Source organism: Bacteroides sp. RTP21281st1_H5_RTP21281_210402, assembly GCF_040918965.1.
Lineage (GTDB): Bacteria > Bacteroidota > Bacteroidia > Bacteroidales > Bacteroidaceae > Bacteroides > Bacteroides congonensis.
Window position 1 is genome coordinate 1 of record NZ_JBCOWR010000016.1, and the last position, 12,270, is coordinate 12,270.

The following is a 12,270-nucleotide window of genomic DNA, read 5'->3' on the forward strand; positions in this document are numbered from 1 at the left end:
TTGTTGCCAAATGCATGAGGAAAAAGCAGCATAGCCAAAAGAAAATATAGCAGAACTGTAAAATATAAAAGAGGTTGTGCCAACGTTTTGACACAACCTCTTTTTTTATTGTCCGGTTCAGAAAGATAGAATCGGACAATAAATGTGTCGTGTTATCTTAATTGCCATCGGGCTTTTCCATTTCGCAGAACGGGGCCGGACACCAGTGGAAGCTTTCTATGTTATCCGGTTTGGCCGGATCATAAGGAATATCTGTTTTCAGGTATTTCGCCAATTCCGGTGTTGCCTTTTTTATTCCTTCTATCACACATTTAGCTATTTGATAAGCACCGTAAGGATTGAAGTGGGTATTGTCAGCCAATTCTTTCGTCTGTCCGGGGAAGCTTCCCATTGGGTAATGTACAAAGGCTTTTTTAGATTCTTCCTCGCCCAGTGCTTCATACAGTGTACCGGTCATATTATTCAATTCAATCAAGGGAACATTTTCTTTTGCTGCAATCCAGCGTACTGCATCCGGATATTCATCGTGCGTATTGACAGTGCGGCCTTCTTTATCAAACTTGCGGCGACGTGTCGGGGTAAGCAATATCGGTTGTCCGCCTTTTGCGCGCACCTCGTCGATAAATGTTTTCAGATTAGTCATAAAAGAGTAATAAGCTCCTTTGCCGGGACCTTTTTGTTTTTGGTCGTTATGTCCGAATTCTACCATTAGGTAATCACCCTTCTTCATTTCAGAAAGCACTTTCTTAAGTCGTTTTGCCGCAATGAATGTATTGGCACTTTCACCACTTTCGGCATGATTGGCAATGGCTATTCCGGAGTTGAAAAAGCGAGGAATCATTTGCCCCCAACTGGCCCAAGGTTCATTCTCCTGATCTACTACCGTGCTGTTTCCGCATAAGAAAATGGTAGGGATAGAAGGATCGGCAGCTTCTACGCGAATACTTTCGCATACGGGCGCGTCTCCGTTAATCTCGATTGTCAGCCTGTCATCCCAATCTAATTTATTTATTTCGCGGTCTTTTATCTTTACGAATTCTGTGGCGGAGATGCGGGGACTACGTTTGTTGACGATAAATGCTTCTTCTATAAACTCTCCTTTTTTAGTAGGCAGATTCTCAACGAACAAGCGGCGGGATTCTGCCCGTACGGTGGTATTTCCTGCCCGCTTTTTACTTCCCAAACGTACCGTGACACGATAATTCCCATCCGGAACACGTACAGAGAAATAGAAAGGCGCCTTACTGTCTTTTGGGGTAGTGTCTACGCGGTCGAATCCATATCCGTTCTTTTCCGAGTAGCATGGAGAGTCGGCTAATTTAAAAGTTTGTGGTAAGTTTTGTGCTTTTGTACTCACTGCTGCCAGCACTAAAAGGCTTAATAAAGTTATTTTCATTTCAGGATAAAATTAGAATATGTAATAAGTAATATTTATCTCTCTTGTTTCCGTTGCTAAAATAGTGCGTTTTTTATTCATATATAATGGACATACGTATGAAAGTATGGAATAATTGTGCTATTTGCTATTTTAGCAGGCGTTTTAAGATGCAATTTGGCGTCTCACCTTCTATATATCAGCGTGGTGCGAAGAATAATTCTTCTTCAGAAGAGTAACCTTTATAAATTATCCTGTATCTTTGTGCACAGAAAATAATTGTAAATATGAAGATAGAAGATAAACTTGTAGCGTCCGTCCTTAGCGGACTCAAAGCACTTTACGGTCAGGAAGTCCCTGAAAAGATGGTGCAGTTGCAAAAAACGAAGAAAGAATTTGAAGGACATTTGACACTGGTGGTATTCCCTTTCCTGAAGATGTCAAAAAAGGGGCCGGAGCAAACGGCACAGGAAATCGGTGAATATCTGAAGGCAAACGAGCCGGCTGTCGCCGCTTTTAATGTGATAAAAGGTTTCCTGAACCTGACTATTGCATCGGCTACATGGATTGAGTTGCTGAATGAGATTCAGGCAGATGAACAATACGGCTTGGTACAGGCTACTGAAACTTCTCCGTTGGTGATGATTGAGTATTCTTCTCCGAATACAAACAAACCGCTTCACTTGGGACACGTGCGTAATAACCTTTTAGGTAACGCGTTGGCAAATATCGTGGCTGCGAACGGCAATAAAGTGGTAAAAACCAATATTGTAAACGACCGTGGTATCCATATCTGTAAATCCATGTTGGCATGGAAGAAATACGGAAACGGTGAAACTCCCGAAACTTCCGGCAAGAAAGGCGACCACTTGGTAGGTGATTATTATGTCTCTTTCGATAAGCATTATAAGGCGGAAGTAAAGGAGCTGATGGCTCAATTTACAGCGCAGGGAATGAGTGACGATGAAGCGAAGGCAAAGGCCGAAGCCGAATCTCCGTTGATGCAGGAAGCCCGCGATATGCTGGTGAAGTGGGAAGCCGGTGATCCGGAAGTACGCGGATTGTGGGAAATGATGAACAACTGGGTATATGCTGGATTCGACGAAACCTACAAGAAGATGGGTGTCAGCTTCGACAAGATATATTATGAATCCAATACCTACCTCGAAGGAAAAGAAAAGGTAATGGAAGGACTTGAAAAAGGTTTCTTCTACAAGAAAGAAGACGGTTCCGTATGGGCCGACCTGACTGCCGAAGGACTGGATCATAAGCTGCTTCTCCGTGGTGACGGTACATCTGTTTATATGACGCAGGACATCGGTACGGCTAAACTCCGTTTTGCCGATTATCCCATTGACAAGATGATTTATGTAGTAGGTAATGAACAGAACTATCACTTCCAGGTGCTTTCCATTCTACTTGACAAGCTCGGTTTCGAGTGGGGTAAGGGACTGGTGCATTTCTCTTACGGAATGGTGGAACTGCCGGAAGGTAAGATGAAATCCCGTGAGGGTACAGTAGTAGACGCCGACGACCTGATGGAAGAGATGATTTCCACTGCCAAAGAAACGTCGCAGGAACTTGGCAAACTGGATGGTTTGACACAGGAAGAAGCGGATGATATTGCCCGTATCGTCGGTTTGGGTGCATTGAAGTATTTTATCCTGAAAGTCGATGCCCGTAAGAATATGACGTTCAACCCGAAAGAATCTATCGACTTCAACGGTAATACAGGCCCGTTTATTCAATATACCTATGCACGTATCCAGTCTGTGCTTCGGAAAGCCGCCGAATCAGGTATTGTGATACCTGAGCAGATTCCTGCCGGCATTGAATTGAGTGAAAAAGAAGAAGGACTGATTCAGATGGTTGCCGACTTTGCCGCTGTAGTAAAGCAGGCAGGTGAAGATTACAGTCCGTCTATCATTGCCAACTATACTTATGACCTGGTGAAAGAATACAACCAGTTCTACCATGACTATAGCATTCTGCGTGAAGAGAACGAAGCGGTGAAAATCTTCCGTATCGCTCTGTCCGCCAATGTAGCGAAAGTCGTTCGTTTGGGAATGGGTTTGCTGGGTATCGAAGTACCTTCCAGAATGTAAGAGCTATTTTTATAATATGCGGGGCTCCTTTCATAATGAGAGGAGCCCCGTATGTGTTTTTATTCCGTCCTTTATTCTGAAAGAAGAACGGGTTTATAGTTTCAGATTGTTATTTCTTGGGATACTTGTACCAATTTGTCGATTGTTTTCCATTCGATTTAACCCATGTTGCAAATTGCGGATAAGACTCGTCTATTCTCACTCCTTCTTCGGGAATCGGGAAATCGGCAATCGGCATGTTGAGAGCGAAAGGCATTAAATCTACTGAAACATAATACAATTCTTCATCCGGACGTGAAACGTCTTTGCCAGTACCCAGCAAGGAAAGGTTCGCTTTATCCGTAGGAGGATACTTCACCAGATGCACTTCTCTTCCTCTGGTCTTGTCAGATTCTACAAAGATAAACGGATTGTAGGGTGGCAGGACACTCTTCTCAGATACATCATTTACCTGAATGGTAACGGTGTATTTACGGTCTGCCTCTTCTTTTCCGTTGAATATTAGCATGTCGTCAAAGAGCAAGATGGTAGGATGGGATTGTCCCGATTCTCTATCTCCACTCATATATTGAGATTTCTGCGTATAAGAAGGACTTTCGATAGTTATCTTGCTAACATCACTATTGGAAATGTTGTGCAACTGATAACCAAATCCGTTTGCTAAATATCCACCACGATGAAAAGGAGTATATTCATCAACGATTTTATAAACACGGTTAGTCAGTATTGATTTATATACTTTGCTTGTATAGCGTATCATTACGTCATTCATGTCATAATCACCTTGCTCCGGCCATAAATCTTCAAATAATAATGTTCCGGAACGCACAGTATAATTATCCTCATCAGTAGGAGGAGCTTCAGGGTCAACAGGTAATGGAGGAATTACACCTTCATCAATGGCGTCCTTCTCTGCTATATGAATATAGAAAATAGCGTCGCAATAATCGAGGTCTATATTATCTTCAAAACCTATGGCAACGATTTGATTGGATGGCTCTTCACGAAGTGATACGGTTCTTTGTCTTTTCAAGCCATCTTTGCCTGCTTCGTTTAAGCCAGTGGTAGAATAACGGGTTCCCATGCCAGTTACAAGGTCACCTTGTACATGCCCGTCTAATGGTTTGTTTCTGAATCCCATGCCTTGCAGACACCAGCCAATAGTAACACCTGCCGGAAACTTATCTTCAAATTGATTCTTGGTGTCGTTCCAGTATTTTAGTTTAACTTCGTCACCGCAAACTAAAGCGCCTACACCGGTTGATTTATAAACGGGAGAAGCGTTAGGGAATGCCATTATTTTTTTGATATTATCTACGGTAGGCGTTTTTCTAGTAGGATATGTATAGTATCCGACTGTGTTATACCAGCCCGCTGTACTGTTAACGAATACCAAGCTGACTTCAGTTTCCTTTGTGATGGGAATATCTGAAATCATATTACCATCAAAGAATTCAGGATGAGTATTTGTAATGTTCTTACCATCTTTATTATTGAAAACGCTCTTTATATTATAAAGTACGCTGGCAGGCGGAATATTTTTCTCTGCCGACAGGTTGTTCGGTCGTCCGTTATCATCCCAGTCTACACCGGGCAGAAGTGTCCAGTCGTCCAGATATTTATGTTCGTTAGTGGTGATTCCTCTGCTAAGTGCTGGAGATTTGGCAAGCAGAGACTGGATATATGCATCCTGATTGAAAGAAATGCGTTTGTCCGCCCCGATTGCGATTTTTACAGGCGAGGCTGCACCCAAGTAGTCAGAAGACAACCATACTTCCGACACGGAGGATGGAATGGTAACCCCTTCTTCATTGAACTTACCATACTTATCAGTAGTAGCCCGATAAATAGGTTCTATACTCTTTTTCACTGAAGTGCCGGTTTCGTTGTTTACTTCAACAGGAATCTGGTCGTAAATCTCGAAAAGAACGGCATACTCATTCTTAAAACCATAGTCGACGTCTATTGTCAGACTCTGATTCATGTCGAAATCAAAATACTCGTCTTTTGAAGGCTTTTCCGGTTCTTCGAATAAATCACGCTGGTTGTCAACACAGCCACATATCAATGGGATACAAAAAATGCCCATTAATGTCTTTACAGATATTGTTTGTTTCATGTCTGAAAATAAAGAAATTAATGGGCAAATATATGGAGAAGTTTAGCTTTAACCAAACAACTCTTTATTTCTTTTTAGAAAATTTCCTTTTCGGTGTTGAAGCGGTTCCCTTTTCGTCCTGTATCTTGATTAGTTCCAAACAACTTTGCAAACTCAAATCCTGCGGAACGATATCCTTAGGAATCTTATAATTGGAACCTTTGTAGGTCATATAAGGCCCGTAGCGTCCATTCAGGATTTCGAGTTCCGGTTCTTCCTCAAACTTCTTGATGTGGCGTTCAGCTTCCTTCTGGCGTTTCTCCAAAATCAGTTGCTCTGCTTCTTCCAACGTGATTTCCATCGGATCCAATGTTTTCGGAAGTGATACATACACCTTATTGTGTAGCACATAAGGACCAAAGCGACCGACACCTACGCTGACAGTCTTTCCTTCATATTCGCCCAACGTGCGAGGCAGCTTGAACAGCTCCAAAGCTTCTTCCAACGTGATGGTTTCCATGGATTGTCCTTTTTTCATCTGTGCAAAACGTGGTTTCTCTTCATCTTCTGCCGTACCGATTTGTACCATGGGACCGAAGCGTCCGATTTTGACCGAAATAGGCTTGCCGCTTTCCGGGTCTTTTCCCAGCATGCGCTCTCCTACCTTATGTTCTGTCTTTATAGCCAATGTGCTTTCTACAGACGGATGGAACTTATCATAGAAAGTTTTCATGATAGAAGTCCATTGTACACCGCCCTCGGCAATCTCGTCAAAGTCCTTTTCTACGCTTGCTGTAAAGTTGAAATCCAGAATGTCCGGGAAGTATTCAGTCAGGAAGTCATTGACTACCGTACCTATATCCGTCGGGAACAGTTTTGCTTTCTCCGTACCGGTAATTTCGGAATGATTTTCATCTTTAATCTGATTGTCTTTCAGTGTCATCACATTAAAGTTGCGTTCTTCTCCGTCCTTATTTCCCTTTTCCACATATTCGCGTTGCTGAATCGTTGAAATAGTAGGAGCGTATGTAGACGGACGTCCGATACCCAGCTCTTCCAGTTTGCGTACAAGGCTGGCTTCCGTATAACGTGCCGGGCGTTGAGTGAAACGCTCGGTCGCGATGATAGGGCCGTGTTCCAGTTTCTGGCCTTTCTTCAAAGGAGGCAGCAAATTGCTTTCATCTTCCTGTTCGCTGTCATCATCGTGAGATTCACGGTAAACATGCAGGAATCCGTCAAATTTAATCACCTCACCGATAGCAGTGAACACGTCGCTGCTACCGCTTATTGTAATTGTCGCAGTTGTCTTTTCCAGTTCCGCGTCCGCCATTTGCGAAGCGATGGTACGTTTCCATATCAGGTCGTACAGTTTCTTCTCCTGTGCCGAGCCCTCTACGGATTGATTTTCCATATAGGTAGGACGGATTGCCTCATGTGCTTCCTGTGCCCCTTTGGTTTTTGTTTCGAAGTGGCGGGGATGCACATAACGTTCGCCCATCATCTTGATGATGGCGTCCTTGCTGCCTATCGTTGCAAATTCCGACAGGTTGACAGAGTCCGTACGCATATAAGTGATAAATCCCGATTCATACAGGCGCTGCGCCAGCATCATCGTCTGTGCAACGGTATATCCCAGTTTGCGGGCAGCTTCCTGTTGCAATGTAGACGTAGTGAACGGTGCGGGCGGTGTTTTCTTTATCGGGCGGGTAGTGATATCTTCGATAGCAAAGTTTGCTCCTTGGCAAGCTTCGAGGAAAGCCTTTGCTTCTTTTTTCGTTTTGATGCGGCGAGCCAGTTCAGCTTTCATCTCCACCAGTTTTCCGTCCGTGTCGGGCACGAGGAATACGGCGGTCACACGATAAGCCGCTTCCGACTTGAAAGCATGGATTTCGCGCTCACGCTCAACAATCAGGCGGACAGCAACCGACTGTACGCGTCCTGCCGAAAGGGCCGGCTTCACTTTTCTCCAAAGTACGGGAGAAAGTTCGAAACCTACGATACGATCCAGGATACGTCGTGCCTGCTGTGCATTCACGAGATTGATGTCAATATCGCGTGGCTGCTCGATAGCTTTTAAGATAGCGCTCTTCGTAATTTCATGGAATACGATTCGTTTTGTGTTTTCCGGTTTTAGTTTTAAGACCTCATACAGATGCCAGGCGATAGCCTCTCCCTCGCGGTCCTCATCGGATGCGAGCCATACGGTTTCCGCCTCTTTCGCTTCTGCTTTCAGTGTGCTGACCAAAGCCTTTTTGTCTGCCGGGATTTCGTAGTTGGGTTTAAAATTCTTCTCTACGTCGATGCTGAAGTCTTTCTTCTTCAGGTCGCGTATGTGTCCGTAACTTGAAAGGACTTTGAAATCTTTCCCAAGAAACTTCTCAATCGTTTTTGCTTTTGCCGGAGACTCTACAATGACAAGGTTTTTCTGCATAATTCTTTCTTTTATAATGGCTTGTACCACAATATTCGGGGACAAAAGTAGAAAAAAAGATTCTCCTTACCTTATATTATAAGGAGAATCTAATGTTTTTTAGTAAAATAACGTCAGTTCGATATAATTTGGTTGTAACTGTGTTTTCCCCTTTCAGGGTAGAGGAGGTGGATACCATAATAAAAAAAGTGCTTTATTATGGTGAGAATTTGATATGAAACAGTTTTATTAAAATAGAATTGCTTATATTTACATTTCATATTACATATCATACTAAATATGAACAATGTTCTGTTGAAAATATATTTAATGTTCTTCTTTATCGGAATGGTGCATTCCATTCGAAGCCAGTCACCTTACTATTATTATAAACAGCTTGGAATTAAAGAAGGACTTTCGCAGTCAAGGGTGCAATGTATCCTGAATGATTATAGAGGCTACTTGTGGATTGGTACGGAGTCCGGCTTGAATTGTTACGATCGCGATCATTTGAAACATTATTTGCATCGGCCGGGAGATGAAAGTACTTTACCTTCAGATAATATAATTTTTATAGCAGAAGATTCTTTGTGTAATTTATGGGTAGCTACGACAGTTGGTATTTGTCTTTACAATAGAGAGAATGATAATTTTAAAACCTTGTCAAATAATGGCAAACCGATTTATGTTGCTTCCTGTTTATTGGTAGAAGGAGGTGTCTTGTTGGGCGGTTCAGGTGATATTTATAAATATGATTATGCCACTAAGAAACTTGAACCTTTATATTATGCAAAAGATCCTGCTTACTATGTCCCTTTTTGGGATATGGTGCGTTATGATGATGAACATGTCTTGCTCAATTCATGTTGGAATGGCATATATTCTTTCAATATTAAAACCCGTGAGTTAAAGAAAATAGAAACTTTTACCTCAAAGAGCTATACTGCTATTTTCTTAGATTCTCATGAACGGCTGTGGGTAGGTGTTTATGGTAGTGGGCTGTATTGTTATCAGGATGGCAAACTTTTAAAACATTTTACAACATCCAATTCGTTGCTGACATACGATGTTATTCACGATATCGTGGAAAAAGACAATCAGCTTTGGGTAGCAACCGATGGCGGTGGAATTAGTATCATTTCTTTGGATGATTTTTCGTTTACTGACATTCAGCAGAAACAGGATGACGTCCATTCGTTCCCTGCCAATACCATCTATCGGCTTTATCTGGATCCTGCCAATAACATGTGGGCGGGGAGTATTCGTAGGGGATTGATTGGTATAAGGAATGTGTTTGCCTGTTCTTATCGGAATGTTCCTTTCGGCAATTTATATGGGTTGAGCAATCAGACCATTAATAGTTTCTTTCAAGATACTGACGGGATGGTTTGGGTGGGGACTGACGGTGGTGGAATCAATCGGTTTGATCCATTGACAGGGACTTTTAAGCATTACCCCTCTACTATGTACAAGAAAGTGGTTGCTATTGTCGAGTATACTCCTGACGAATTATTATTTTCCTCTTTCAATGAAGGGCTCTTTATTTTTCATAAGTTGACGGGGCGGATACGTCCTTTCGTATTGGTTGATAAAGAGACAAATGATCGTGAATGTATTGATGGCTTTTCTGTCAACATCCGGCGGATAACGTCGGACAAGATTATTTTCAGCGGACAACATATTTTTGTATACGACACTACTCGCCATCAATTCGATATTGTCGCTAGTATGGGGAGCGAATATGAACGAAACTCCCCGTTGATTATAGCAACAGTGGGTACGAAAACTTATCTTGCCGACTTGAAGAACATATGCGAATACGATTCTTCGGAAGGGGTTTTTAAGACGATTTATCGAGGAAAATATATTATTAATGATGCATCGCGTGACGAAGATGGCATTTTCTGGTTGGCATCTACCGAAGGGCTGGTACGTTGTGACCCACGAACAGGGGAGAGTGAATTGATCAAGACAAGCCTGTTTCAAGAAGTATCTTCTGTGGTGACTGATAGTCAGCATCGGGTATGGGTAGGAACGAGGCGATATTTGTTTGTGTATTCTTCTCTTACCGGGAACTTTGTTACGTTGGACGAAGTAGATGGGGTTTTGCCTAATGAATATCTTTTTCAGGCTACTCTCCTAGCTCGTAACGGAGATGTTTTTCTGGGTGGTACTATGGGGATGACAGTGATAAATTCTGCCTTTCATTTAGATACGGAAGGAGAACATACCGTTGAATTATTGGATGTACTGCTGAATGGACTGCCGGTTCCATTGTCCGACAAGCGGGAGAAAGCTTTTGAAACGATCCGTGTTCCATGGAATTTCTCGTCCTTACAACTGAAAGTGCTGTTGAACGAGGGAGATGTGTTTCGTAAAAACTTTTTTCGCTTTAATATCGAAGAAATCGGGCAGGACTTGGCAAATTCTAATTCAAACTCTTTGGTTATTAATCATCTACCCATAGGGGAGTATACAATTACTGCTTCTTATTATACCCGCAATGGGGGATGGAGTGTGAAGCAACCGGTTCTTCATGTTGTGGTTGTCCCCCCTTGGTGGAAGAGCGAATGGTTTTATGCAGGGCTGTGCATATTGATGGGAGTAATAATTTACGGAATTACTTTCTATTTTTACCGGAAAAAGAAAGCCAAACAGAAACGGGAAATTCTGCGTCTGAAAAACAAAATGTATGAAGAGAAAATTAATTTCTTGACGAATATCAGTCATGAACTTCGCACACCTCTCACTCTGATTTGTGCGCCGTTGAAACGTATTATCAATCATGAACCGGGCGACGGCCGTGAGGTGGAAGAGCAGTTGGTTCCGATTTATAAGCAGGCATATCAAATGAAGAATATTATCGACATGGTGCTTGATGTGCGGAAATTGGAGGAAGGAAAGGATATGTTACATATTCTGCCCCATTCTCTGAATGAGTGGGTACGGTCTGTCGGAGATAAATTTGCCGATGAATATCGTGTAAAGGGTATCCGGCTGGAGTATGAACTGGATGAGCGGATAGGAAAGGTTTCTTTTGATAAAAGCAAGTGTGAGTTTGTTCTTTCTAATTTCCTGATGAATGCGCTCAAATTTAGCGAGCCTGATACCACCACTACATTGATTACCTGTCTGTCGGAGGGAGAAGACTGGGTGCGAGTCTCTGTCAAGGATGAAGGAATGGGACTAAATATGGTAGATACAGATTCTCTTTTTTCCAGTTTCTATCAAGGGATACATGAGAAGGGAGGAAGTGGTATCGGTCTTTCTTATGCGAAGAGCCTTATTGCTCATCATAAAGGAAAAGTGGGTGCTTTGAACACAGCCGGGAAAGGGGCGGTGTTTTACTTCGAGCTGCCGTTACTGGCGGATACATACGGGCGACAGGAACCATTGCAGGCAGATACAACTACGGGAGTGGAAGTGAATGAGCCGGACAAAGTTGATTATATCTTCTTGAAGAAATATTCGGTGATGGTGGTAGAAGACACTTCCGAATTACGAAACTATCTGAAAGAAACGCTGGGTAATTATTTTGCTCGTGTATACGTTGCTAAGGATGGCAAAGAAGGGTTGGAGCAGATCAAAGACCGATTGCCGGACATTATTATCAGTGATGTCATGATGCCTCGGATGAATGGGTTTGAATTATGTAAGGAAGTGAAGACTAATTTGGAAATCAGCCATATTCCATTCATCTTATTGACTGCTTATCATAATTCGCAAAATATGTATACTGGTTATAAGACCGGAGCGGATGTCTTTTTTCCGAAACCTTTTGAGATAGACGGTTTGCTGGCACTGATTCATAACCAACTACGGCAGCGCGAACAAATCAGGACGCGATATAGGGATGACAAATTGTTGACACATAAAGATATGAGTTTTAGTAATGCTGATGAAACTTTCTTGCTGAAGCTGAACACGTTGATTGCGGACAATATGAGTAACCCGGAACTGGATGTCGCGTTTCTGGCTACCAATATGTGTATCAGTCGTTCGTTGTTGTTTAATAAAGTGAAAGCTGTCACAGGTATGGGAATTGTGGACTATGTGAACAAACAGCGTATCGAACGGTCCATCATGTTGCTTACTACTACCACTATGAATATTACTGAGATTTCTGAAGTAGTGGGGTTCTCTTCCTTACGTTATTTCAGCAAGGTATTCAAATCTATTAAAGGGGAAATTCCTTCTGCTTACCGGAAACAGGATAAAATGGGGAGTGACACTACACCGTGATTGATACTTGGAAATCGGTTCGTGATAATTAGAGGAATGA

5 protein-coding genes are annotated in these 12,270 nt (G+C 42.4%); 2 read left to right on the forward strand and 3 right to left on the reverse strand.

What is annotated here, in order from left to right:
- Window positions 1-157: 157 nt before the first annotated feature.
- Window positions 158-1,396 (reverse strand): rhamnogalacturonan acetylesterase, encoded by a 1,239-nt coding sequence (locus AB5443_RS19945; RefSeq protein ID WP_277134844.1) that lies wholly within the window; start codon window positions 1,394-1,396, stop codon window positions 158-160.
- Window positions 1,397-1,662: 266 nt separating this feature from the next.
- Between AB5443_RS19945 and argS the strand changes: the two genes are divergently transcribed.
- Window positions 1,663-3,480, forward strand: a complete 1,818-nt coding sequence (argS, locus tag AB5443_RS19950; protein ID WP_277134845.1) for an arginine--tRNA ligase — start codon at window positions 1,663-1,665, stop codon at window positions 3,478-3,480.
- Window positions 3,481-3,589: 109 nt separating this feature from the next.
- Here argS and AB5443_RS19955 read toward each other — a convergent pair whose 3' ends face one another.
- Complete coding sequence (locus tag AB5443_RS19955; protein WP_277134846.1) at window positions 3,590-5,599, reverse strand: LruC domain-containing protein; 2,010 nt, start codon at window positions 5,597-5,599, stop codon at window positions 3,590-3,592.
- 64 nt (window positions 5,600-5,663) lie between these two features.
- The gene (topA, locus tag AB5443_RS19960) at window positions 5,664-8,009 is read right to left on the reverse strand and encodes a type I DNA topoisomerase (RefSeq protein WP_277134847.1); all 2,346 of its coding nucleotides are present in this window, start codon (window positions 8,007-8,009) and stop codon (window positions 5,664-5,666) included.
- A 279-nt stretch (window positions 8,010-8,288) separates the two neighbouring features.
- On the opposite strand from topA, the gene AB5443_RS19965 reads away from it, so the two are divergent.
- Entirely contained in the window at window positions 8,289-12,230 is a 3,942-nt protein-coding gene (locus AB5443_RS19965) for a two-component regulator propeller domain-containing protein (RefSeq protein WP_346348309.1), read from the forward strand.
- The last annotated feature ends 40 nt before the right edge of the window (window positions 12,231-12,270 follow it).